The sequence below is a fragment of the Pusillimonas sp. DMV24BSW_D genome (assembly GCF_011388195.1).
Classification (GTDB): domain Bacteria; phylum Pseudomonadota; class Gammaproteobacteria; order Burkholderiales; family Burkholderiaceae_B; genus Neopusillimonas; species Neopusillimonas aestuarii.
Map to the genome: position 1 here is coordinate 432,718 of NZ_CP049990.1, position 23,685 is coordinate 456,402.

The window sequence follows — 23,685 nt, forward strand, 5'->3', positions numbered from 1 at the left end:
GTTAGGCACCATGGCAACTCACCGCGCCCCGCCCCTAACCATTCGCCCCTTGCAGGGCACCCTATACCGGTTCGCCACGCCTGCCTCGCACCAAGCCACGCTAAGCCTTACCGGCAACCTGCGCGCCGCCGCCGTGCTAAACAAGTTATTGGAAAGCGCCACCCCGCCCAAGCTGGCGTCGGTAGCGCCGCTGGTGCAACAGGCCCTGCTATGCCCCACCGGGCCGTGGGCGCACCCCATGCGCGGCGCCAACGACGCCGGCCTTATCGCGGGCTCGGCCCACCTGCACGGCGCCATAAACGCCTGTGCGCAACGCCAGCAACAATTCTGGAACAGCATGCCCCCACACCCCGGCCTGCCTTACTTACACAGCGCCCACAACCTGTATTCCATGACATTCAACACCCCCAACGGCTTAAGCCTGCGAGCCATTGAACTGCCGGTGGAACAAACCCACACCACCGCCCAAATCCTGCGCGCCTACAACGTAGCGGTATTTACCTACCCTGCGGCCGACCCAATGGACGCCCCCGACATGGGCGTATTGAACCCACACGCGCTTGTGAACAGTGAAACGCGGCTTGCAGGAACGTGGGTGTGTGAGGTTAATGCAAACAGGGCTTACCTTTACCAGTGCCAAAAGAATATTCCTCTTGGCTTACTTACGCAGCAACGGTAATGCCTGTCGCATTCGCATTGCTCGCGGGCTCTACATTGATCTCCACGTGCTGGCCAAGCGAAACAAGTGCTTGCATCAGTCGCTCCAAAGAGATGTTCTGAAGCTTATAGCGCCGCACTTGAGACACCTTCGGTTGGGTCATACCCGTAATCGATGCCACTTCAGCCTGCGTCAAGCTGCGTTGACTGACCAGTTCATTGAGTTTGAACGCAAGTGCCGCCTTGACTGACAGCTCTTCGGCATTGTCGAACCCCAGATCCAGCAACACATTATCAGTACCTTGCGGATAATCTTTGCGCGTCATCATTTTCTCCCGCTCAGCCCGTAACGGGAGAGCAATGCTTTCAGTCGTTTCTCAATCAACTCCACATCAGGTCGTGGGGTAGCGATACCGGATTTGGACTTCTTCTGGAATGCATGAAGCACATGCACCGCGTTGCCTAGCCGAGTGAGGTTTGCCACCCAACTGAACCACAAACAACGCCACGCCCATGTCTTTCTGTACATTGACAGGAAACTCCTTGAAGCTTTTTCGAGAAGACCCCTCCCAATACAACACCTTCCGTTTATCTGCCATTAATTATATCCGTTCGGGTATAAAACGCAAGCCTCACTGACCTCGGCCTGAACCATTCCCTTCAAAATAGCAGTTAAAAATCGTTAAGTATCGCTATTTACGTATAAGTACGAAATCATGGTTTCAGCCGTGATGCGCTGCACACGCCAATGGCAGGCTCCTTTTTTCAGGATACAAGAACAGAGATAACGCTCTACGCCTCACTCAGCAACCGGCCACACGCCTGGGCCACGCGTTCCACCGTAATGCTTTGAATATCACAAGTGCCGTTATCCGGCGTAAGCGCCACCGCCCCATTGCGGTGCCAGAACCATTGCGGTTCGTGCTCGTGAAAAAGTCCCACATACTTTCCCGCCACATTCTGCGCAATATGCGACGGCCCGCAATCGTTCGCCACCATTAAACGGGCGTGCAGGCACAGGCGGGCAATGTCGGCCATGCTGCGGTTGCGCGCCACGTGAAAATCGGCCCGGCCCAAACCCGCAATGTAGTCCGCCTCTTGCGCTTCACCCGGCCCGGTAATGAAACAGAAAGACTGCATGCCGAACCGTGCTTTCAGGGCATCGGCCAGCGCCACATACGACCCAATATGCCAGCGCTTGTAAGCGCCCGCCCCACCACCGGGTATAAACACCACCTGGGCAAGCGGCAAGGTTGGATCGGCATTTTCAGCCAACGCCGCCATGGCACCGCGCGCCGCCGCTTCCGGACAAAACTCGCTAAGTTGCCGCGCCAACTGCAAATTCGCCAGGCCCAGGTACTCATTGGGGTCTTTCTTCCAGCGGTGCGTCCATAAAAAATCGCTTACCCGGCCATTACGAAACCCCGAGCGCACGCCAATACGGCGCAAAAACGTAAGCAACGCATATTGCTCGCTGGAGTAATGCAACACAAAGGAACGACTAGCCCCTTTCAGCGCCGCCAATTTTTTACGCGTGCACTGGGCCTGAATGTAGGTATCCACCCAAGGCGTACTTTCGTAATGCGCCGCCACCGGGTCGGTGCCCACCACATGAAGTTGGTCGTTCGGAAAGAGCTGCCTTAGTTTGTACAGCAAAGGGTAGGTAACAAGATGACCACCCAAAAACTGCATGCTGCGAAGGAAAACAACGTTGGTGGCCATAAAGAAGAAAGGTAAAGTTCGCGCCGGGCGATATTATAGTTATTGTTCCGAATCCGGCCAAAACTCCATGTAGTTGCAACGCAACTGCGCCTGTTCGCCGTAGCGCAGGTCGTACGCAAGCAGTTGGCCCTCTACGGTTCTTAGCACACCGGTAATAACCGGCGCCCGTGCATTTTTAACACCCTCCTCCGTGCCTGCCATCCCCGTGCGGCCTTCTTCCAAGCGTCCGCAAAAACCCACAACCGGCTTACTAACGGCTTCAACCCGCACGTTCGAAACCACCTGATCATTCGACAGCAACGGATTCGTGCGCACCGCGCGTTGAATAGCCTCCAATTCGGCAGAAGTAGCATTGCGTTTGGGGTTGGCGCGCACTTCGCCCGCCGTGCCATTAGGCAGAATGTCGCCTTCAGCAATCGGCTGGGTGTAAGACTCTACTGGCCAATGACAACCACCCAAAACAAAAACAACGGCTATAAATAACCATCGCATTCTATGCTTCCATATCCTCATAATATTCGGACCTCAACAGAAACTTAAAAACACAATAATGGTCTTTTAGCCACAACGCTTCAAGTCCGATCCGGCGTTTCACTCTGACGTTCATCAGATAGCACCATAAACAAAGCTACTAACACCACATAAAAACCCATGGTGTTCATACGCCGAAACATCAACTCAGTAAGCCCGAACAAAGCAAACCCTAAACAAGTCGCAAGCCCCATAGCCGCCGCAGCTCGGGACTGCATTGAAAGATCACGCTGCAGAAGCCGTGGAACAAAATAAAAACAAGGAGCGAAGTAAATAAGCAAGATACCCAACAACCCTGGCACTCCGAACGCGGCAAAAAACATAAGCCCATCACTATGCGGTTCGCCAAACCCTGCATTCACGACTTGCTCAGAAACCAACCCTTTAGGAACAGCAACGTCTTGCATGTACGAATGGAAACGCCCGCCATCTCCCAAACCAACCCACGGGTGAGTCGAGCCAGCATCTATTGCCGAACGCCACAGTTGAACCCTTACACACATAGAAGTGAATGCCGTCTTTGAGTCGTCCTGACAAGTTTTAAGCTCTTCAACCCCCTGAACCAGTCGATGACGCAACGCCTCACTACTTCCTACTGCACCAACAAGTAGCACACAGCATAGCGCAAGCAAACCTAAGAATCTTTTAGGCTTTTCCAAGCCCACGAAAAGAATCAAGCCTAATAAAATAAACAATGGCAAACCCAACAAGCCAGTGCGAGTTTGCGCCAGTACAAAAGTGCTAAACGTTACAATAGCCACAGCAATTTTTAAACCCTGCTCCACAGGATATTTTTTCGTTAACCGCCACTTCAACGAGTAAATAGATATCGCCCCCAGCAAGAGCATAACACTAGAGTATGTTGTCAGAATGATTCCAGGAGTAAGGGGTCTTGGATTCACTTTGAGTATGAGCCATACCAAAATAAAAGAAGATATTATCCCCGCAGCGTACACCCCCCAAAAGCCATGTTTTAAAGACGATGTTCGAATAAGCGGCAGTGCCAACAACAGAACCCACAACCCAAAAAATAAACGTATAGCGCCCTCACTATTCGCCCCTGCCCACTTGCCATAAACAATGGACGACCAAACCACAGATAAAAACAGCACGGCATAACTTACAAGAAGCCATCGGTAACGCAACGTCTGTTCCCTAAAACCCGAAAACCCATTTCGCACCATGAGTATTAAGCACATTAAAATCAAGCCATAAAAGACAGCGCTTGGCGCCGAATGACTGGTTAATAGGGCCACTGGCAATGCCGCCATCAATGCAACTACACCATAACTCAACATAGGCTTTAAATTCTTTTCAACAATATCCATAGAGCTTGTTCGGCCCGTCACCCGACATTTGCCGTTGTGAACCCTTATAATTTGCTTCCATCAGCCCATAAATTTAACCTAAATCACATGCAATTACGCCTTATTCTTGTATTTTTATTCGACCTAATTTGCGTCGTATTAGCGTGGGCAGGTGCTTTTTTCCTTAGGTTTAACTTCGAGTGGCCTACTGGTTACGAAACCAGTTTGGCTTGGGGGTTAGTACCTTTACTAATCACGCAGGTTGTAGCATCGCGCTGGGCAGGCCTTTACCGCGGCATGTGGATGTTTGCAAGCATTCCGGACTTACGTCGCGTAATCAAGGTGGTTTTACTATCCTTTTTAATTGTTTTAGCGTTAGCCTCTTTTGCAGGCAACCTCCTTCCCATTCCTCGCTCCGTCATTATTCTTTACCCTATTTTGCTAATACTTTTCATGGGTGGCGGCCGTGTGACTTGGCGCATGCTTAAAGAACAGTACCTTTATCAGGACAAAAAAGGACAAGGAAAGCCGCTAGTGGTAGTAGGCGCTGGTACTGCCGGCGCAATGCTTGTTCGAGAGCTGGAACGCAGTCCAGAATGGAACGTAGTTGCCCTGGTTGATGATGACAGGAAAAAATGGGGGCTGGAGCTTTCCGGGCGCAGAGTAGAGGGAGGGATACAAAGCCTGCCCGACGTGTTGGCTCGCTGGCAGGCCAAACATGTCATTTTGGCTATTCCTTCTGCCTCAACTAAAGCGCTACAACGTGCAACCAGCATCACAACACAACACGGTGCCTCGATTTTTACGGTTCCCGGACTGAACGAGCTTATGAGTGGGCGGGTGTCCATTAATGCCATACGCCCCGTTAAGATTGAAGATCTCCTAGGCCGCGAGACTGTAAAAATAGATAATGAAAATGTTGCACAACTACTTTCAGGCAAATGTTTACTTGTAACAGGCGCTGGCGGATCAATAGGGGGAGAACTTTGTCGACAATTGGCACGCTTCAAGCCGACAACCATCATTCTTTTTGAGCAAAGCGAATATGCCCTGTATCAGATTGAGCAATGGTTCAGAAATGAACACCCAAACTTGCACATTGTTCCATTGGCAGGCGATGTAAAAGACTGGTCGCGCGTGGCGCAGGTGTTCAATAACTGGAAACCACAAGTCGTCTTCCACGCCGCAGCCTATAAACATGTGCCACTTATGGAAGTAGATAACGCTTGGGAGGCTTTACGTAACAACGCAGCGGGAACACTTACTGTTGCGCAATGCGCTCAGAACTACAATACTGAAAAATTTATTCTTATTTCCACCGACAAAGCAGTAAACCCAACCAATGTTATGGGGGCAACTAAACGTCTAGCTGAAATAATCTGCGAATCTCTTTACAGACAGAACCCATCCACCCGCTTCGAAATCGTGCGATTTGGAAACGTACTTGGCAGCACAGGAAGCGTTATTCCAAAATTCGAAGCTCAAATTCGCAAGGGGGGGCCTTTAACCGTAACTCATCCCGATATAACCCGCTATTTCATGTCAATTCCGGAGGCGGCCCAATTGGTACTGCAGGCGGCTGCCATGGGGCAAGGTGGGGAAATATTTGTTCTGGATATGGGGGAGCCCGTAAAAATTGTGGACCTCGCAAAGAATATGATAAGACTTTCCGGGTTTGATGAAAGCGAGATTTCCATAACATATAGTGGCCTTCGACCGGGGGAAAAATTATACGAAGAGCTACTTACCGCTACCGAAACAACCCTAGAAACACCTCATGAACAACTCCGCATAATGAAAGCTCGCACAACAAACGAGCAAATATTCCAGCAGATAGTTAATTTGATTACCAGTAACATACCTCAGGCTGATAACGACGTGAGGACCCATCTAAAAAAGTGGATACCAGAATACGTTCCCTATAAACAACCCGAAGAAGCGTCGGATGCAAAACACAATCGAACCGATAAGCGATAGCGATGAAACGCCTATTTGACATTTTAATTGCCAGTGCTGCTTTGCTACTGATCTCGCCTGTTTTTATTTTAATTTTTGTCATGGTTCGCATTAAGCTGGGAGCACCAGCGTTGTTTACACAGACACGCCCTGGGTTAAACGGAAAACCGTTTAAATTAATCAAGTTTCGCACCATGCTTAGCGCAGTCGACAACGACGGCGTCCCATTGCCTGACGAAAAGCGACTAACGCCATTTGGCAAAAAGCTAAGAGCCTCTAGCTTAGATGAGTTGCCAGAGCTATGGAATGTAGTAAGAGGAGAAATGAGCTTGGTTGGCCCCAGACCTTTGCTGATGGAGTATTTGCCCCTGTATTCGGCTACGCAGTATCGACGCCATTATGTCCGGCCAGGCATAACAGGTTGGGCACAAGTTAACGGGCGCAATGCCATTACTTGGGAAGAAAAGTTTGCGCTAGATGTTTGGTATGTTGATAATGCGAACCTTGCTCTGGATATAAAAATTCTTTTCATGACCATTTATAAAATTTTTAGGCGAGAAGGAATTAACCAAAGCAACCATGTCACCAGCGAAAAATTCCAAGGTAACAAGGAATAAATAAACGAGAATTAGTAGGAGTCATAGGGTTTGAATAGACTTTTTGTACTTGGGGCGGGCGGGCATGGCAAAGTTGCGGCTGAGTGCGCTGCGCTAAGCAACACCTACGATAAAATTATTTTCTTTGATGACCGATGGCCTAAAATTGACAGAATTGGCGAATGGCCTGTTCTAGGAACTTGCGATTCAATCTACAAAATAGTCACACCTCAAGACCAAATCTTTGTTGCCATTGGAAACGCCAAAATTCGTATATCGCTTCTCGAAAAGACGACAAAACAAGGCCTAAGTATCGCCACCTTAGTGCACCCTTCTGCTGTTACAAGCCCACGCAGCAAAATCGGATCGGGTTCGCTAGTATGCGCAGGCGCAATTATTTGCACTGATACGCGCATCGACACAGGGTGCATTGTAAATACGGGCGCCACTATCGATCACGACTGCACCTTAGAAAAAGGTGTGCACGTGTGCCCCGGGGCCCACGTTGCGGGGAATGTGTACATAGGAAGCTGCTCGTGGATCGGCCTTGGTTCCTGCATAGTTCAAGGCATCATAGTAGGGGCAAATGCAACAGTCGGGGCAGGAGCCACCGTAATACGCAACGTGCCTTCTTCTTGCACGGTAGTGGGAACGCCTGCCAAAAAATTAAATTGATATCGAGTTTCACACATGCTAAATACAAACTTTTCGCCTTGGCCTAGCTTTACCCATGAAGAAGCTGAGGCAATCAAGAACGTTTTACTTTCAAACAAAGTTAATTATTGGACAGGCAATGAGTGCAAGTTATTCGAAAAGGAGTTTGCAGAATGGTGTGGCACTCGGCACGCGATTGCGCTCGCGAACGGGACAGTCGCGCTAGACCTAGCACTCAAGGCTTTAAAGATCGGGCCAAATGATGAAGTAATTGTCACCCCTCGAACCTTTATAGCGTCTGCCTCATGCATTGTTAATGCTGGTGCCAGGCCCGTTTTCGCAGATGTGGACCCGAACACTCAAAACATTACTGCTCAATCTATTCAAAAGGTTTTGACGCCGCGTACAAAAGCGATTATCTGCGTTCATCTTGCTGGTTACCCATGCGATATGGATCCTATTATGGATTTAGCAAACAATCGTGGGATTTACGTTATTGAAGATTGTGCCCAGGCTCATGGCGCAAGATACAAAGATAGGCCTGTCGGGTCAATTGGACATGTTGCGGCTTGGTCTTTCTGCCAGGATAAAATCATGACCACTGGCGGAGAGGGTGGGATGTTAACAACTGATGAGACAGAGCTATGGAAAACGGCCTGGGCATTCAAAGACCATGGAAAATCGTGGGACGCCGTTCATAACCGCCAGCACCCACCAGGGTTCAGATGGTTACACGACGATTTCGGAACCAATTGGCGCATGACGGAAATTCAGGCAACTATTGGGAGAATTCAACTTCAACGGATGCCCGAATGGACCAAAAAGAGAAACGACAACGCAACAAAACTTATTTCGGTACTTACCCCTTTTTGCGGTACCAAAGGCTTAGTGCGGCTACCGGCAACGCCAGAGGCCGAAACAGTTCATGCCTACTATAAGTTTTACTTTTTTGTAAGGCCTGAAAATTTTTGTACGGGCTGGGATAGAGACAGGCTGGTTTCAGAAATCGCTGCGGCAGGAGTTCCATGCTACCAAGGCTCATGCTCAGAAATTTACCTTGAGAAAGCGTTTGAAAAAAATAAAATTCAGCCTACGCACAGACTACCTAACGCCAAAATGCTTGGTGAAACTAGCTTGATGCTTTTGGTTCACCCCACGCTTTCTGAGGAAGAAATTAACTTGAGCTGCGAAATACTAAAGGAAAGAATCCAAGTAGCAAGTGTTACACCAAACTCAAAAAAGTAATACCGCACCACTGATCGGCCAGGCGAGACTGACTTTGGTTGAGCCCTGCATCACTTCCAGACGAATGCAGGCCTGACCGGGATCAGGACTTGCCGTGGTCGTGGCAACAGGAATCGCGATGAATGACGAGGCAGGTGGTGTTCGCACTGCCAGTGGTGCTGGCTTGACCGAGGCTCGGTCGTCCGTCAAAGTATGGCGTCCATAACGTTCATGCTCACTGACCCAGCGATGCAGCACATTGGGATTCATACCGCGCTCCACCGCAAGCGAGGCCAATGAAACATTGGGCTGCAAACATTGCGCCACCATCTCGGCTTTGAACTGGGGTGGTAATCCCCCCCAGAAAAGGAATGACCTGACCGGAATTTTCCTACCAGTAGGAACTAGAAACTCCGGGGCGCTTCAGACCGTTCGTCAATGTGTGTTTACCGGATGCTTACTTTGCGCCAGCAATAGGCCTATGCAAAACCACATAATACGTTGATACAGCACCTCATGAAAAACACTCAGAATTCCGAAGAAAATTAAAAGCAAAAATAGACTTTGAGCCCGTTCATACCGCAATCGCCCACGAAAAGAGTGATTCAGCATATACATAAATGCCAATAAAAACGGAATAACACCGACTAAACCCAAATCGGATAGGAGCCAGATTAAAGTGTTATGAACGATAACCTTAAAGCCAAATATCTCGGTGCTTTGAAGATAGAAGCTCCCCAAACCTCCGCCGAAAACAGGGTTGCTAATCCAGTTTTTAAGTGGCTCCAAAAGCAACGCTATCCTAGCGTTATCACTGGATCCTGCAGAGAACTGCCCTGCAACTGACTCAAGTCCAATCGATCCTACTTGTGGTGTTATAGTTGACTTGGCCCCTTCAGCCCCCCCATAATTCAGGAAATATTGATAAAAATCGCATACCAAATAAATTATTTTAATTGTTGTTGAATACAGCCAGTTATAAATCTCAGGCAGATTAGTAAGCCCAACCCAAACAAGCAGTGCCGTTCCAAGAATTACCGAGAGCGTCCTCCAATCAATAAATCTCATTTTCAATGACACCAACAGTACTACAGCCATAGCAATATATGCAGATCGGGAGGCTGTCAGTAGGCCGCCTGCCAGCAATATCGCCAATCCCAACACACCGAGTTTGCCATAACTCCAATCATATGCTGACGTTGTCAGCTTTGTGCGAAGGCGCCCCACTAAAGGCAGCACCATTACAACAACAGCTAACACTTGAAATGCCAATGCATTTCTATTCATTGAATATGCTTCAAATCCGCTGGTGTTGTTGGCATGCAAAAAACCCGGAATATCAAGCCCCTGCAAAGGCACCATAAGAGCGCCGAAAATGATCGCTGTCGATAAAGAAATCGCCATAATCTCCACTACACGACGATACCCGAGCATCCCGAAATAGCGAATAACCAAATATCCAGCCGATAGATAACCAAACAATACAAACCAGCCAACCACCCTGCTCACGGCCCATTCGGTAACCTCAAACTTATACCAAGCAGTAAACAATCCGAGTGCAAAAACTCCCACAAACGACAGCAAAAGATAGTTGAAATATGGCACATCCCAGCCCGGTAGTTGTCGCTTAGTCAGAATCTCAACTAAGATTATTGAAACAGCCAGTACAGCAAAAGGATCCGCAAGATTTACATTTAAAACAAAATTACCTACATTTAAATGAATCTGGAAAAAAATAAACAAAGCAACGCCGAAACAGATAATCCAGACACTAAGTTTCTCTAACGAAACGGCCGTAATTTGACGGGCTGCCATCAACGGAACAGCTTTTTTCCCCTCAGCTCTCCGATTATGATAAATCCTGATATTAAGGGCTATGACACCGAAGATCACAACAGCAAGAATCGACAATAGCCCAACCAACACGGCAGAAGATAGCGCCATTTCCTCAGAAACAGAGAATATTGCCAGGATTAATACAGCCGCTATTTCACGAAATCCCCAACCACCAAAACTTATTGGGATACTCGCTGCAAAAGACACAACTGCAGCAACTGCCAGCAACCCCCATAAATTCAAATTGGGCGCAACCACGCTGAATATAAATGCAAATGCAAGCAGCATGGCCGCGAGGCTAAAAATCGTGACCACGCAAACAACGATAAATTTTGCAATGCTTGACCGACTTAAAATTGTGGAGAAAAATTTCTGCTCAAAACCACGCTTCCGACATGAAAGCACAATTGCCAGCGCAGCGGCTAAAACAAAAATAAACTCTAGTATTGGAAGATTCGATATTTCAGCCTGACCAATCAAAAACAACAAGTATGCGCCACCAAGCGCCGCAATGATCAGGCTGACAACCGCTGTAAGACCGCGCTCATAAGCGACAATCACCGCATTTTCGGCTGGAGATATATTTGCCGAACGCAGGACAGCCTGCCGCCCCAATACTTGTCCGAACATAGGGATAACAACCAACGCCCCTAGGTTTCCAAGAGCACATGCTTGAAATACCTGAGCCCAATGTACGTTAAAACCAAAGTGACTTAATATTAATTTATATCTGAAAAATACCAGCAACTGATTCACAAGAATCAGAAAAAACGAGATCGCGACGATTCGTATAGGGTATGCTGTCAAACTCGCTATAAATTCACTTGGATCTATAAAGAAAAACAGCAAAAAGAGAGCACTGGCAGACAGCAAAAGCCCTAAATATCTTTTTTTATTCACGATGTTTGACCTATTTATCCTTTTTCATATAACGTCTTCTTGTCAGTAGAAATGGGGATTATGAGAAAATAACAGAGTTCAGAGCTCCATTGTTTCAAGCATTAATCGATTAGTAATATTGACGTCAAAAATTGACTCGGCCATTGTGCGCGACTCTTCCCCCATCGCAACAACCAAATCCTGTCTACTAATTAAGTGATGCATCGCGCTGCATAACTCGACTGCAGATCGAGGAGATACCAGGAGCCCATTAGCCATATGCTGCACTGTATCGCGGCATCCAGGCGCATTGGTGGTAATAATTGCACGTCCTATCGCCATTGCCTCCAGTACTGACCGCGGCATACCCTCCCTGTACGACGGAAGCACGTATACTGACGCCGCTCTTAACGCAGGCCGGACATCTTCCAATCTACCAAGAAAATTTATCACTCCCTCGCGTTTGAGCTCCTCTATTTCCTGTGCGTCTATTGAGTCAGGTCCATCATCAACCCAACCAACCAAATCGAACTCGACTGCCGGAAATTCTTTTTTTAATTTGCGAGAAGCTTCCAGATACTCCATAACGCCTTTTGATTTTAATAACCGGGCTACCATGAGAAATCGGAATGGATTGATGGGCGTGACGCTATACTCAAAATGCCGAATATCGACTCCTGAGCCAGGGACGACAACTACTTTCTGATCTTTACCAAGCAGGCCGTTTGAAATAAAAACTTCTTTATCGTCTAAGTTCTGAAAAAAAACCACATGCGCACTTTTCATTGCGGCTTTATATAAAAGAAATACTATTTTCTTTAATAATCGTGCCCTAAAACCAGGCTTGTCCTGAAATGCATATCCCAAACCAGTTATCAACGGGAAAACCAACTTCATCCCTAACAACCGAGCAGCAATTGCTCCATATAATACCGGCTTAATCGTGTAACAGAGGATGATATCCGGTTTCACTTCTCGCAATAATCGCCATATAGACCACAAGCTCACTATATCCTTAACGGGATTCATTCCAGATCTTTGAAGATATACATCACGAGCGCACGCACCAAGCTGCTCTATTCGACTTACCCAGTGACTTTGCGTTAGGTTTGGCGCAGCAGCAAAAACTTCCGCACCGCGCGCCACCATGTCGGAAATTAATTGACCACGAAAATTTATTATGGAGTCTGCATAAGACCCAAGCACCAAAACTCGCACTAGTCCATCCCCTCGTTTTCAAGCCATGCCTGAAACATCAATATTGGCCATAACTGATATTGCCAACTATATTTTCCCGTTAAGTGCTGCCTCCATTTTTCATAAACCAAGTCAGCATTAAAATATCCTTCTTCTCGCAACCTATCCTTATCTAATAATTTTTCGGCCCACTCTTTTAGCGGACCGCGTAACCACTCATCAATTGGAATGCCGAAGCCTTTCTTTGGCTTGTCAATGATTTGCTTAGGAACATACTTGTATAAAACCTGTCTCAATATCCATTTACCCTGGCCATCCCGAATTTTCTTGTCAAGAGGCATTCTCCAAGCCAGTTCGACAACACGATGATCTAATAATGGCGCCCTGGTTTCCAGGCTCATAGCCATCGCAGCCCGATCCACTTTCGTCATCACCTCATCGGGAAGAAATGTTTGCGCATCCATTGCCATCATCCAATGCTCAAAGCAATCGGCCTCAACCCACTTTGTCGCGTCGGTAGCGATCGTAGGCACCTCAACCGAACTGAGCACCAGCTCATTCACATTTTTCCAATGACTTATTAAATTAAGAAAATAATCTTGCTCTGAATCAACCTTTAAAACACCCGCTAACTTCTGCGCTTTCGTTCCAGGAATAGCCAACCTATATTTGGCAGGCAATGCCGGCTTTATATAACTGAACAGCAAATCCCAATTGGCTGGCGAAACAGAAGACAGGATTTGTGACACGGCATGACGTAACGGCCGTGGAATTGCCTGTAATTTTTTCCAAACCTTCAACGCGGACAGATACCGGTTGTAGCCACCAAACAACTCATCACCACCGTCCCCGCTCAAGGATACTGTTACGTGTTGCCTCGCCAGCCCACTAATCAAGTACAAAGGGATTTGCGAGTCGGCACTTAGCGGTTCACAATAAATCTTGGGCAACAATGGGACCACATCCAGAGCATCCTCCGGACGCACTATCAAGCTTCGGTGTTCGGTTTTTAAATACTCAGCAACTGTTTCAGCATGCCGAGCCTCGTCATTGTCATTTTTCCCAAGACCAACTGTGAAGGTTTGTACAGGCTTCGAACTCATACCCTGCATTAAAGACACAACTACTGAACTATCTATTCCACCACTGAAGAACGCCCCTACCGGCACGTCTGCCAACATTTGATCGTGAATTGTCTCTTGAAGCTGCCGCTCCAGCATACCTATTGCTGCGTCATCGTCACCCAGAAACGGCTTTGCAATACCTTGCCGAACAGTATCATTAATACTCCAATAGGGTTTGGACTGCTCTATGCACGAAGTCACATTTCCTTCTTGGGATAAGGGAATTGACAGGTAGTGCCCTGGCATTAATTTATACACACCTTGATAGATACTATAGGGAGCTGGAACATAACCATATCTGGTAAACAGCGATAGTGAATTTCTATCAATCTCTTTACGAAATCCTGGATGCTTACATAACGCCTTTAACTCTGAACCAAACAGCAACGTTCCATTTTGCCATCCCCAATACAGCGGCTTCTCGCCTAGCCGGTCTCTTGCCAATGTCAAGGTCTTGCATTGTCGATCCCACAACGCAAAAGCGAACATACCCACCACACGTGACAATGTTTCAACTATTCCCCATTTTTCAACAGCCGCGAGCAGTGTTTCAGTATCTGAAGACCCTCGCCATCCACCTGGAGGTTCACTTGTCAGCTGGCGTATCGAGAGATGGTTATATATCTCACCGTTATACACAATTACATAGCGTTCACTTGAGGACACCATGGGCTGACTACCATGTTGGGTTAAATCCACAACAGACAAACGACGATGGGCCAGGGCAACGTTATCTTCAACATCTATCCACGAACCCTCACTATCAGGCCCTCTATGTTTGAGCGCCGACGCCATACCTAGCAGGATACGCTCGGAGTCTTGACCTGGCGCACAGGGGAAAAATCCTACAAAACCACACATGAATTACACACCTAAAACAATAAGAGACACGTGATATAAAAGCTTTCGGCCCAACAACTACTTTTAATGCAAAACCCTCACACCCACACCATATAAACCAAGCGAGGCCTTAATCCGAGCTACGAAAATAAACAACATCCAGCCCATCAGCATAGGTACGAAAGCCCGGGAAGCTATTTAACCTCAATGCGTCATCATCTCGCACGGAAAAAAGTTGGTATTTACGCCAATCCATCGTGTCAAGATCCAACTTTTCTCGCCAACCGGCCAACTCCAACGAGCCACCATCGCGCAAACACACCGGGTGAAACATAAATCGATGAACAATCATTACCCCACTCGGATAACGACGACAGTACTCCGTTCGAGCCCGCATCTGGTCAAATACCCCGGTGCTATATGCCATCTTCTTGATAGGATGTTCATCAGTGTCAGCACTCAAGGTTGCGTTGTTTGACGTAGCGTATACCCGGGCAATCCGCCCATTCTGGGCGCTTGTTAAAAGTAATTCTCATGCCACCATGGCTAGTTTTTGGATGGCGTAACCCCATCCAACGCCATGTTCGACCGTCTGTGATTGTAAGTCCAGAGCCAACGGGTTGCGTAGTCCTGAAACTGTTCAATCGAATCAAATAAGTGATAGACGAGCCAGTCATAACGCACCATGCGGTTGTACCGCTCAATTTAGGCGTTTTGTTGTAACTTACCGGGTTAGACAAACCGCAACGCAATCCCAATTGCATCAAAGCTGAGCCGGCGTATTCCGAGCCGTTGTCGCAACGAATCATTTTGGGTTTGCCACGCCATTCAATGACTTGAGCTAAAGACCGAATCACCCGCAACACTGGCAACGAGAAGTCCACATCGACACAAAATCCTTCACGATTAAAATCGTCGATCACGTTGAGTATCATAATCGTACGACCATCGGCTAATTGATCGTGCATGAAATCCATCGACCAAATTTCGTTGGCTGTAACGCCCACGTGTAACGGCTCTGGTTGCTCTTGTATTAACCGTTTACGCGGCTTAATACGCATGCTGAACCCAGCTCCCGAAGATCCGATAACCCGCTTATGATTCCCTTTAAAGCGCTTAACATTACGCACAGCCAAAATAACACAACCCAAATCTCCAGCCTCACTGGCTATGTGTTAACCGAAGCAGGCAATCAGCAATTTTCTGATTAACACTACGTAATTTTACTTGATATCGGTAGCACTTCTCACTGATACCAAATGCCTTACAAGCTACACGAATGCTGCACTTAAATTGCTCGACCGCTCTTTGCGCCATCTCTCGTCTGCGGGATGGCTTTGCCAAGTTTTTTCAATCGTTTCCTCCAAAATACCAGACTTCAAAAGCTCCTCTGCATACATCTACTTTCACCACGCACTCACCGCTTTCAGTTCGTTTATGCGCGAAATACGCCCACCATCCACCCCGTCGTATTGAGCGCAGCATTTATAAAACTTCGCGCTACTCATTCCATATCCCCGACATAGATCAGGAATCGGTCCCCGCCTCAGCCTGCTTCAATATGGGAATGATCTCGCTATCAGTAGATCGTGAGGCCTTCATGCAAAATTCCCTAAAGTACGTAAGGTTCCGGTAAACCCACCTTGAACGGTGCGTCACGATTAAGAGAATATAAGTGTCCGCTAATTTATCATGGATGCGATCTGATGAACGAGTCTCTTAATTCCAAGCCCCAGCGCCGCACCTACAGCCCGCAATTTAAAGCTGAGCTGGTGGCTCAGTGCCTTGAAGGGCATACATCTTTAACAGCGTTGGCGGTAGACCATGGCATGAACCCAAACGTGCTGCATCGTTGGGTCACCGAGCACGCGCGTTACGGCAAGCATAGCCTGCAAAGCGTCCAGCCAACGCCTGATGATCAAACAATTGATATCACCCCGGCAAACTGGGTCGCGTTAAAGCCTGCGCATTCAGTGCAGGGGTAGAGTAAGGCACTAGTAATAATTGTAGCTTTTTTGGTTATGTTGGTTATATCAAAAGTGTAAAGTTTATCCTACCCTTTCACCCCCGAAACACCTCCACCCAATACCGTGTCGACGCATCGTGCCCGCCGTTCAAGGGCGCTTGCCCCTTCAGTTCCTGCGTGATGCCCTTGGCCAGCACCTTGCCGTATTCCACGCCCCATTGGTCGAACGGGTTAATGCCCCAGATTACCGCCTGCGTGAACACCTTATGTTCGTACAGCGCCAGCAGCGCACCCAGGGTATAGGGCGAGAGCCGGGGCAAGACAATTAAATTCGACGACCGGCCGCCGGTGTGCATGCGGTGCTTGGCCAGCCATTGGGCGTGTTCCTCGGCGTGGCCCTCTGCGCGGCATTCCTGCAGGGCCTGTTCATAGCTTTTGCCCGTTAGCATGGCCTGGCGCTGGGCCAGGCAATTGGCCAGCAGGTGGGTGTGGTGGGCCTCGCGCCAGCCGTGGTTGGCTTCCTGGCACACAATGAAATCAACCGGGGCGCCGTCGCTGCCCTGGTGCAGCCATTGAAAGAAGGTGTGCTGGGCATCGGTACCGGGCATGCCCCATACCGCCGGGCCGGTGGGTACATCTACCGCATTGCCGTTAAAGTCTACCGACTTACCCAGCGACTCCATTTCCAGTTGCTGCAGGTAGGGCACCAAATACCCCAACCGAAAATCATAGGGCGCAATATTCAGCGAGCCATAGCCCAGCACGCTGCGGTTCACCACACCCGACACCGCCAACTGCACGGGGGCGTTTTCCGCCACGGGGGCGGTGGCAAAGTGTTGGTCCATGGCATGCGCGCCAGCCTGCATGCCGGCCAGCGTGTCAATACCCACCGCCAATGCCGTGGTGAGCGCTACCGACGACCAGATTGAAAACCGGCCCCCCACCCATTCCCAGAACAGGAAGGTTTGCGAGGGCAGGGCGCCCCATTCCTGGGCGGCTTGTGCGTTGGCGGTAATGGCCACCACATGGTTATACGGGTTCTGAATACCTGCCCCCTGCAACCACGCCAACGCCCGCTGTGCATTCTGAAGCGTTTCCGACGTCGTGAACGACTTGGACGACACCACCACCAGCGTTTCGCGCGGATCCAGGCCCGCCAGCCCCCCTTCAATGGCGTGGCCATCGATATTCGATACAAAACGCACATTGCGCCACGTACCCGCATAGCCAAACGCAGCAATACACAAGCGCACGCCCCAATCACTGCCGCCAATACCAATATGCACCACATTACGCCACTTGCGCTCGGTATCGGCCAGGCGTACGAAATCCAACATGCGCTCACGCTGGTTGGCCACCTCCGGCGAAGAGACGGTTGTGCGTAAAGCAGTGTGCCAAGCGGCGCGGTTTTCCGTTACGTTGGTTACCTGGCCTGTTAGCAGGCGCTCGCGCCAGGCTTCGAACTGCCTGGCTTGTAGCAGCGCTTCGGTGGCCTGGGTCAGCTCCGGTGAGGCGCGTTGAGCGCTGGTGTCAACCAGCAGGCCACCGGCTTTTAGAACACATAGGCGTTGGGGGTCGACTGGTGTGCTTTGGGCTGCTTGGGTGAATTGTTGCCATGCTTCCAGATTGTTTAGGCCAGATGCGTCAGGGTAGGGGGTGTGCATAAATAAAGGTTGCCTAGCTTGATAAACGGGTAAAGCTTAATCGAAAACCGGCGCCATCTGAAGGTTTAAACCTTGCTTGTCTTTTTCCGATAGCACCGGCTCGCCTTGCAACGGCCATTGAATATTCAACGCAGGCTCATTCCAAGCCAGTGTATGCTCGCATTCCGGCGCATAGTAGTTCGTTACCTTGTAAAGTACGTTAGCCGTGTCAGAAAGGGTAAGAAAACCGTGTGCGAATCCTTCAGGAATCCATACCTGGTGGTGATTTTCAGCGCTTAGAATATGCCCGACCCACTGCCCGAATGCAGATGAGCTGCGCCGTAAATCAACGGCAATATCAAAAATCTCGCCGGATATAACTTGCACCAATTTGCCCTGGCTCTGTGGTGTTTGATAATGCAGCCCCCGTAATACGTGGCGTTTCGAGTGCGACACGTTGTCTTGTACAAACTGCACATTAGCGCCTACTGCCGCCTCAAATTGCCGAGCGTTAAAACTTTCAAGAAACCAGCCCCGCGCATCTTCGAAAACACGGGGTTCAATTAGTAAAACGCCTGGTAGTGTAGTGGGGGTGATACGCATGGGTTCCTATTGGGCCAGTTCAGCCACTAACTGCGCAACGCCTTCTTGCCATGGGGGTAGGGTTACACCAAAAGTGGTGCAAAATTTATCAGTATTCAGGCGGGAATTGGCTGGCCGTGGGGCCAAAGCACCATAAACCTGGCTGGAGATGGGTTGAATTTCATCCGGCATAACGCGTAATGGTATACCGCACAGATGGGCTTGTTCCAACACAAATTTGGCGTATTCAAACCAACTGGTTTCGCCGTGCGCCGCCACATGGTACAGGCCACCCAGTTCGGGGCGTTGCATCACTTGTTTAAGCGCGTGCGCTGTTAAGCTCGCAATAAGGCTGGCACTGCTGGGGGCGCCGAATTGGTCGTTCACAACGGCTAAGTGGTTTTGTGTTTGCGCCCGTTGCAAAATTGCGCGAACAAAGTTTTTACCGTTTTTCCCATATAACCAACTGGTGCGCAGAATTAAGTGCTTGCACCCTGAGGCTTGAATGGCCAAGTCACCTTCGAGCTTGGTTTGACCATACACACTCAACGGTTCTGCAAGATCAGTCTCTACCCATGGTCGTGAACCTTTACCACTGAAAACGTAATCGGTCGAATAATGAATTAGCCATGCATTGATGGCAGCTGCCTCATGGGCCAAAACACTTGGGACTACAGCGTTTATCCGGCGGGCCATTTCAGGATTTTTCTGAGCCTGATCAACTGTCGTATAAGCGGCAGCGTTCACAATGACGCTGGGGCGAATTTGTTTCAGGGTCTTTATTAGTTCATTGGTATGTTGCAGATCACAGTAGTAATGGGCGTCGTGCGTTCCGAGTGTGATCAACTGCCCAAATGAAGCCAAGCTGCGTTGGAGCTCCGATCCCAGTTGCCCAGTTGCACCTAAAACCAGGATTTTCATTTGATTTTCCGGCAAGGAGGCGTTAGCCAATTGCTCTGGACAATATGTTGGCAATATGAATTTGTTGTTCTTCGGTTAGCCCCACCCACAGCGGTAAGCGAATCAACCTTTCCGATTGTTGGTTTGTTATTGCCAATTCTCCGTGTGTGCGTCCATACCGTTTGCCCGCCGGTGATGAGTGCAACGGCACATAGTGAAAGACTGAAAAGATATTGCTTTTCTTCAGCTCTGAAAGCACATGTTGCCTATCCACTTCCGGCGCCAGTATCACATAGTACATATGGGCGTTGTGTCCACAATCGCCTGGAATAATGGGGCGTCGCAAAACGCCTTTGGCTTCAAGTGGGGCGATCAGATCATGGTAGCGTTGCCAAATGGTAAGTCGTTCCTGCGTAATTTTTTTTGCATCTTCAAGTTGAGCCCAAAGAAAGGCAGCGATAATTTCGCCGGGTAAAAATGAAGAGCCCACCTCTTGCCATGTGTACTTATCCACTTCGCCCCGAAAGAAGCGGCTACGGTCAGTGCCTTTTTCGCGAATAATTTCTGCGCGCAATGACAAGGAAGGGTCATTCACCAGCAAGGCTCCGCCCTCGCCGGAAATAACATTCTTTGTCTCGTGAAAACTGTATGTTCCCAGATTGCCGATACCGCCCAATGGCTGGCCTTTGTAAGTTGCCATGACACCTTGCGCCGCATCCTCTACAACGTGAAGATGATGCCGCCTGGCAATCTCCAGTATGGAATCCATTTCACAAGCAACGCCCGCATAATGAACCGGCACAATGGCACGCGTTCTGGGCGTAATGGCTGCTTCAATCAGGCGCTCATCAAGATTCAGCGTATCTTCACGGATATCCACGAACACCGGAACGCCGCCGCGCAGTACAAACGCATTTGCCGTGGACACGAATGTGTACGAGGGCATGATAATTTCATCACCGGGTACGATGTCCAACAACAGTGCGGCCATTTCCAAGGCGGCTGTGCACGAGTGTGTAAGCAATGCCTTATTGCAACCACTATATTGTTCAATCCATGCATGGCAACGTTTCGTAAATGGACCGTCGCCAGCCAGCATATATTCAGTCTTGGCCTGGGTAATGTATTGCAGTTCTTTGCCCGTCATAAAAGGGCGATTGAACTGGATTTTTTGGGTCATTGCCCGTCCCCTTGAAGCCTGTGCCATTCATCTGCCACGCCGCGTAAATAATCGCTGTATTCGCACACCGGCATATTTTTGATCAGAGCATGAAACTGGTCAATTGTAATAAACCCTCTAACCAGTGCAGCCTCTTCCGGGCAACCGATTTTGATACCCTGGCGTCGCTCGATTGCTTCAATATACGATGAAGCTTCATGAAGTGCTGTGCTTGTACCCGCGTCGAGCCATGCAAAACCTCGGCTTAAACGGTGGACCAGTAGCTTACCTTGCTTAAGGTATTCCAGATTCACATCTGTGATTTCAAGTTCCCCGCGAGCCGAGGGCTTGATGTTTCTGGCAATATCTAAAACAGTATTGTCGTATATATATACGCCTGGTACCGCATAGCTGCTTTTTGGGTGTTGCGGCTTTTCTTCGATAGAAATGGCTTTACCAGCGCGGTCGAACTCGACAACACCATAACGCTCTGGATCTTTAACGTGATAAGCAAATATAGTGGCGCCATCCGAAAAGCTCGACACGGCGCGCGGAAAGTCATCACCGCCGGAGAAGATGTTGTCGCCAAGCATCAGAATAACGTTATCAGAACCGATAAAGTCTCCGGCTATTAGAAATGCCTGGGCGATTCCTTCTGGTTTAGCCTGTTCGCGGTATTCAACAGATATTCCCCATTGCCCCCCATCTCCGAGCAATCTTCTGTAACGAGGTAAATCGTCGGGTGTTGAAATGACGCATAGTTCCCGCACGCCTGAAGCCATCAATACAGTCAAAGGATAGTAGATCATGGGTTTATCAAATACTGCCTGCAGCTGTTTGCTGGATACCTGGGTAAGCGGGTAGAGACGCGAGCCAGCGCCGCCTGCAAGGATAATTGCTTTCATTCTTGTGTTACCTTCTTTTCGCAACGACGCCAACTGACGCTAACTAACCCATGTTGTTGGTTTTTGACCTCATGAGAAAAAGCATTCAAACGTTCTTCGCAATAGTTATTCAGGAGGTTCCAATGGTGATTTACTCCGATAATTGGAACTCCATTTTCCGAAACAAGTCGATCCACCATACCTCTTCCTAGTAGACTCTCGTTATACGATACTGAAAATGGTGCTAGCGTTAAAACTCCTAATCCATATAATTTGATTGCCATTACAGATTCAGGTTGTCTCAATACTGGGTAAGCATATTCATAAGGAAAAGCAGAACCCCAAACCACGACCGCCTCTTTAGAGAAACCCTGTAAGTCACGTCGCACCTCCTCAGATACCATTTGAGCATCTCTCGATTCAGAAAAAACCGCGATAGTATTGAATAGCCCCGCCACCATTATTACAATAGACACCAACCACTGGGTAAAATACTTCGTAGTCTTGTAACCTTGTAGAAAAAGTGGCGCAATCAAGAGAAGCGACAGTATAGGGATATAAACTCTTATAATTCCAGGGCGACCCAGTATGCCCAAAATAAAGATGATCGCAATGCTAACAACCCATGTTAAAAAGAGTCGCCGATTTGGTAAGATGAGTAACAGCAACAATGACGCTAAAAAACTTGGTAGTAGAGCCGGATGAGTGAGCGTTTTGATGCCTAGCCAGCCATTCATAAATGAATGCCTTGGGGATGGAAGTGGACCAAGCTCCTGGAGCATTGCATTTAACTGAGTAGGGTCTGCCAATTTTGGGTCAACGAAAAACCATGAACTTAGCAAGCTAATATCGTTTAGCGTATATCCATACGAAGCAATAATTTCCGGATGTTTTTTAAGCAAAACACCCGCCCCAAAGTCTGTTATTGGCGCACGAGCTGTATTTAAGGCATTGAATTGTTGCCAGTTATCGCCTTGATAAGCTTGATAATCGACAAAAACGGCACCGCTAATTGTCAACAAAAGTACGGCTGCAGCCTTAAGAAAATTACGGTCTTTGTAGAGTTTTTCCCAAGGTAGAAGGGGTAGCGCTATGAGTAATATAAGCAAAAACTCATAACTGCGTACAAGATAACCGAAAAACGCTAACAAACAGCCTGTTAGAAGCATTTGCCTGCTACCCTGTTGACTATAAAGATGCCAACAGATGATCGCTCCAACAGTGAGTAATCCTGCATTGATTGTAAATTGTGGAAAGAGCACAGGTCGCGCGAGTATGAGTATCAATACAGATAACGAGACCAACCAGCCTAAACCTAGTTTTTGTAATGTATAAAATATTACCGCTCCGATAATAACAAGCGCGGCAATAGTCGCGATTGAATAACCGAGCAGATCATTTATTTGTGGGACAGTGCGAACCAAGTAGCCCCATATGACATTGGAAAAAACCAAATTCGGTGAGCCAATTGAAGCAATGCCATAGCCATGTGCAACCATGGACATCGCAACGTCATCATTTGTATCCCAGCGTGGCTCAAACAAAAGGTAAAGTGCTAATACAAAAGTCGCGGAAACAAAAACGGAGATGGTAAGCTGAGAATTTTTCTCAATCAGCTTTGGTGCAGCTGAATTAACCATGAGCCGCAACCACGGTGCCGAGCACAATCAAACCAACCCCTATTAATTTTTGCAGGGTTATTGGTTCACTTAAGAGCCATCCACTTAACATCAGCACTAAAACAAAATTAAGACTCATGAAAGGGTAGGCATGGCTTAGATCGAATTTCGTCATGGCGATCATCCATGCAAGCGATGCGAACACTGCAGCAGCAAATCCTGAGAATATTAGGGGATCAAAGAAAAGCCCCAACATAAACTTAATTTTATATTTAAACTCGAGAGGAAGCGCACCAAACTGCGTAACGCGCCATTTAATAATTAGCTGCCCATATACTGTTAAACAAATCGTCGCAATAATGTAAGCATAATCAAAAAGGCGGCCCATGTGTTTCAATCCAGTTCTACA

22 protein-coding genes and 2 pseudogenes are annotated in these 23,685 nt (G+C 48.4%); 6 read left to right on the top strand and 18 right to left on the bottom strand.

Annotated elements, in window-relative coordinates; all coding sequences use genetic code 11:
- Nucleotides 1–10: 10 nt before the first annotated feature.
- Nucleotides 11–679 (top strand): hypothetical protein, encoded by a 669-nt coding sequence (locus G9Q38_RS02020; protein WP_166127302.1) that lies wholly within the window; start codon nt 11–13, stop codon nt 677–679.
- On the opposite strand, the gene G9Q38_RS02025 is transcribed toward G9Q38_RS02020, so the two are convergent.
- From G9Q38_RS02025 to G9Q38_RS02045, 5 genes and pseudogenes are all read right to left on the bottom strand, one after another.
- Nucleotides 663–983, bottom strand: coding sequence for a helix-turn-helix domain-containing protein (locus G9Q38_RS02025; RefSeq protein ID WP_119441753.1), 321 nt, complete (start codon nt 981–983; stop codon nt 663–665). The genes G9Q38_RS02020 and G9Q38_RS02025 overlap by 17 nt on opposite strands.
- A pseudogene (locus G9Q38_RS02030) lies at nt 983–1,256 on the bottom strand (type II toxin-antitoxin system RelE/ParE family toxin). The gene G9Q38_RS02025 and the pseudogene G9Q38_RS02030 overlap by 1 nt, the downstream one beginning before the upstream one ends.
- Before the next feature lie 193 nt (nt 1,257–1,449).
- Nucleotides 1,450–2,379: a glycosyltransferase family 9 protein gene (locus G9Q38_RS02035; RefSeq protein ID WP_166127304.1), complete on the bottom strand. Its 930-nt coding sequence runs from the start codon at nt 2,377–2,379 to the stop codon at nt 1,450–1,452.
- 39 nt (nt 2,380–2,418) lie between these two features.
- Nucleotides 2,419–2,871, bottom strand: coding sequence for a hypothetical protein (locus G9Q38_RS02040; protein WP_166127307.1), 453 nt, complete (start codon nt 2,869–2,871; stop codon nt 2,419–2,421).
- Between the two features lie 80 nt (nt 2,872–2,951).
- Nucleotides 2,952–4,238 (bottom strand): O-antigen ligase family protein, encoded by a 1,287-nt coding sequence (locus G9Q38_RS02045; RefSeq protein ID WP_166127309.1) that lies wholly within the window; start codon nt 4,236–4,238, stop codon nt 2,952–2,954.
- An 87-nt stretch (nt 4,239–4,325) separates the two neighbouring features.
- On the opposite strand from G9Q38_RS02045, the gene G9Q38_RS02050 reads away from it, so the two are divergent.
- From G9Q38_RS02050 to G9Q38_RS02065, 4 genes are read left to right on the top strand one after another with little or no spacing between them, the layout of a single operon-like run.
- On the top strand, nt 4,326–6,194 hold the full coding sequence (locus G9Q38_RS02050; protein WP_166127312.1) for a polysaccharide biosynthesis protein: 1,869 nt from the start codon (nt 4,326–4,328) through the stop codon (nt 6,192–6,194).
- Between the two features lie 2 nt (nt 6,195–6,196).
- The gene (locus G9Q38_RS02055) at nt 6,197–6,790 is read left to right on the top strand and encodes a sugar transferase (RefSeq protein ID WP_166127316.1); all 594 of its coding nucleotides are present in this window, start codon (nt 6,197–6,199) and stop codon (nt 6,788–6,790) included.
- A gap of 30 nt (nt 6,791–6,820) precedes the next feature.
- A complete protein-coding gene (locus G9Q38_RS15350) occupies nt 6,821–7,444 on the top strand; it encodes an acetyltransferase (RefSeq protein ID WP_166127319.1) in 624 nt (207 codons plus the stop codon).
- Nucleotides 7,445–7,459: 15 nt separating this feature from the next.
- Nucleotides 7,460–8,668: a DegT/DnrJ/EryC1/StrS family aminotransferase gene (locus G9Q38_RS02065; protein ID WP_166127321.1), complete on the top strand. Its 1,209-nt coding sequence runs from the start codon at nt 7,460–7,462 to the stop codon at nt 8,666–8,668.
- Here the strand turns inward: G9Q38_RS02065 and G9Q38_RS02070 are convergent.
- From G9Q38_RS02070 to G9Q38_RS02095, 6 genes and pseudogenes are all read right to left on the bottom strand, one after another.
- The gene (locus tag G9Q38_RS02070) at nt 8,657–9,034 is read right to left on the bottom strand and encodes a transposase (RefSeq protein ID WP_228276242.1); all 378 of its coding nucleotides are present in this window, start codon (nt 9,032–9,034) and stop codon (nt 8,657–8,659) included. The genes G9Q38_RS02065 and G9Q38_RS02070 overlap by 12 nt on opposite strands.
- A gap of 48 nt (nt 9,035–9,082) precedes the next feature.
- Complete coding sequence (locus G9Q38_RS02075) at nt 9,083–11,383, bottom strand: lysylphosphatidylglycerol synthase transmembrane domain-containing protein (protein WP_166127328.1); 2,301 nt, start codon at nt 11,381–11,383, stop codon at nt 9,083–9,085.
- Between the two features lie 78 nt (nt 11,384–11,461).
- Nucleotides 11,462–12,580, bottom strand: coding sequence for a glycosyltransferase family 4 protein (locus G9Q38_RS02080; RefSeq protein ID WP_166127331.1), 1,119 nt, complete (start codon nt 12,578–12,580; stop codon nt 11,462–11,464).
- The gene (gene asnB / locus G9Q38_RS02085; protein ID WP_166127334.1) at nt 12,580–14,544 is read right to left on the bottom strand and encodes an asparagine synthase (glutamine-hydrolyzing); all 1,965 of its coding nucleotides are present in this window, start codon (nt 14,542–14,544) and stop codon (nt 12,580–12,582) included. Before asnB ends, G9Q38_RS02080 begins: the two co-directional genes overlap by 1 nt.
- A 109-nt stretch (nt 14,545–14,653) precedes the next feature.
- Nucleotides 14,654–14,875, bottom strand: coding sequence for a hypothetical protein (locus G9Q38_RS02090; protein WP_166127336.1), 222 nt, complete (start codon nt 14,873–14,875; stop codon nt 14,654–14,656).
- A 194-nt stretch (nt 14,876–15,069) separates the two neighbouring features.
- Nucleotides 15,070–16,125, bottom strand: a pseudogene (locus G9Q38_RS02095) (DDE-type integrase/transposase/recombinase).
- Between the two features lie 104 nt (nt 16,126–16,229).
- On the opposite strand from G9Q38_RS02095, the gene G9Q38_RS02100 reads away from it, so the two are divergent.
- Nucleotides 16,230–16,508, top strand: coding sequence for a transposase (locus tag G9Q38_RS02100; protein WP_166127339.1), 279 nt, complete (start codon nt 16,230–16,232; stop codon nt 16,506–16,508).
- A 76-nt stretch (nt 16,509–16,584) separates the two neighbouring features.
- On the opposite strand, the gene pgi is transcribed toward G9Q38_RS02100, so the two are convergent.
- Genes pgi through G9Q38_RS02135 form a run of 7 tightly spaced genes read right to left on the bottom strand, consistent with a single transcriptional unit; the run spans nt 16,585 to nt 23,664 of the window.
- The gene (pgi, locus tag G9Q38_RS02105; RefSeq protein ID WP_166127342.1) at nt 16,585–18,153 is read right to left on the bottom strand and encodes a glucose-6-phosphate isomerase; all 1,569 of its coding nucleotides are present in this window, start codon (nt 18,151–18,153) and stop codon (nt 16,585–16,587) included.
- Between the two features lie 36 nt (nt 18,154–18,189).
- Nucleotides 18,190–18,735 (bottom strand): dTDP-4-dehydrorhamnose 3,5-epimerase, encoded by a 546-nt coding sequence (rfbC, locus tag G9Q38_RS02110; protein ID WP_166127344.1) that lies wholly within the window; start codon nt 18,733–18,735, stop codon nt 18,190–18,192.
- 6 nt (nt 18,736–18,741) lie between these two features.
- Nucleotides 18,742–19,635: a dTDP-4-dehydrorhamnose reductase gene (gene rfbD, locus G9Q38_RS02115; RefSeq protein WP_166127347.1), complete on the bottom strand. Its 894-nt coding sequence runs from the start codon at nt 19,633–19,635 to the stop codon at nt 18,742–18,744.
- Nucleotides 19,636–19,657: 22 nt separating this feature from the next.
- Nucleotides 19,658–20,794, bottom strand: a complete 1,137-nt coding sequence (rffA, locus tag G9Q38_RS02120; protein ID WP_166127350.1) for a dTDP-4-amino-4,6-dideoxygalactose transaminase — start codon at nt 20,792–20,794, stop codon at nt 19,658–19,660.
- Nucleotides 20,791–21,678, bottom strand: coding sequence for a glucose-1-phosphate thymidylyltransferase RfbA (gene rfbA / locus G9Q38_RS02125; RefSeq protein ID WP_166127352.1), 888 nt, complete (start codon nt 21,676–21,678; stop codon nt 20,791–20,793). The genes rffA and rfbA overlap by 4 nt, the downstream gene beginning before the upstream one ends.
- Nucleotides 21,675–23,297: a hypothetical protein gene (locus tag G9Q38_RS02130; RefSeq protein ID WP_166127355.1), complete on the bottom strand. Its 1,623-nt coding sequence runs from the start codon at nt 23,295–23,297 to the stop codon at nt 21,675–21,677. Before G9Q38_RS02130 ends, rfbA begins: the two co-directional genes overlap by 4 nt.
- The gene (locus tag G9Q38_RS02135) at nt 23,290–23,664 is read right to left on the bottom strand and encodes an EamA family transporter (RefSeq protein ID WP_166127357.1); all 375 of its coding nucleotides are present in this window, start codon (nt 23,662–23,664) and stop codon (nt 23,290–23,292) included. Before G9Q38_RS02135 ends, G9Q38_RS02130 begins: the two co-directional genes overlap by 8 nt.
- Between the last annotated feature and the right edge of the window lie 21 nt (nt 23,665–23,685).